At 69.4% G+C, this 820-nt stretch carries 1 protein-coding gene; it reads right to left on the bottom strand.

Annotation, left to right across the window (positions count from 1 at the left end):
• Nucleotides 1–820: TIGR01906 family membrane protein (locus tag AC5RUJ_RS17475; protein ID WP_494156404.1), on the bottom strand; the 820-nt coding region annotated here is incomplete at both ends.

Here is an 820-nt window from a genome sequence, read left to right as displayed (position 1 = left end):
GGCGCTGTTCTTCGGCGGCGGCGGCGCTCCGGTTCCGCCGGGCGCGGGTCGGCCAGGTCAGCGCCAGCACCAGCGAGGAGACCATCAGCACCAGCAGGGCAATGACGATTCCGGCGTCCATCCAGAACTGGGCCGGGAACAGGCGGATCAGGGTGTCGTCCACGAAGAAGGTCCAGGTGCCGTCGGCGAAGAAGATCCGGTGGAACTCGGTGAAGAACTGCTGCCAGTTGAGCGCCCCCAGGACGCCCAGCAGCAGGACCAGGATCAGTGTCGCGGCGGAACCGGCGAACAGGCCGCGCCGGATCCCCCCGTGGTAGCGGCGGGCCAGGTAGACCACTGCGACGACGGCCAGCAGCAGCATGACCGCCCCGGCAAGCATGGTCGCGAGGAACACGCCCTTCACGTCGGCCATGTGGCTGACCTCGGAGTCCAAAAACAGGCTGCCGCCGTTGGGGCCGGAGAGGTCTCCCAGGTATCGCGGGCCGGCGAAATTCAGCAGGTAGTCCACCGCATAGGAGCCGTAGGTCATCCGTTCCTCCGTGCTGAAGCCGAAGCTGTCGGCCGGGAACCCGGGGCGGTGGTATTCCGCCCAGAGGAACAACGGCGTGGCCACCAGCCGGATGGCACCGATGATCAGCAGCGGCGGGAACAGCACCGCCAGGACCACCTGCAGGATCCGTCCAGCCAGCGGCTTGGCGTTCATTGCCTCGTCGCGCTCGGTCGTGCGCCGGACCACCTCGGAACGCGGCGGACGTACCGAGAGCGCGCCGGTCGCCGGGTTGGCGTCGCTGCCGGCGGCGGCTGCGGCCGTCCCACCGGG

It is taken from the genome of Arthrobacter sp. Y3223164, assembly GCF_059091005.1.
This window is presented reverse-complemented; position numbering and strand designations above follow the sequence as displayed.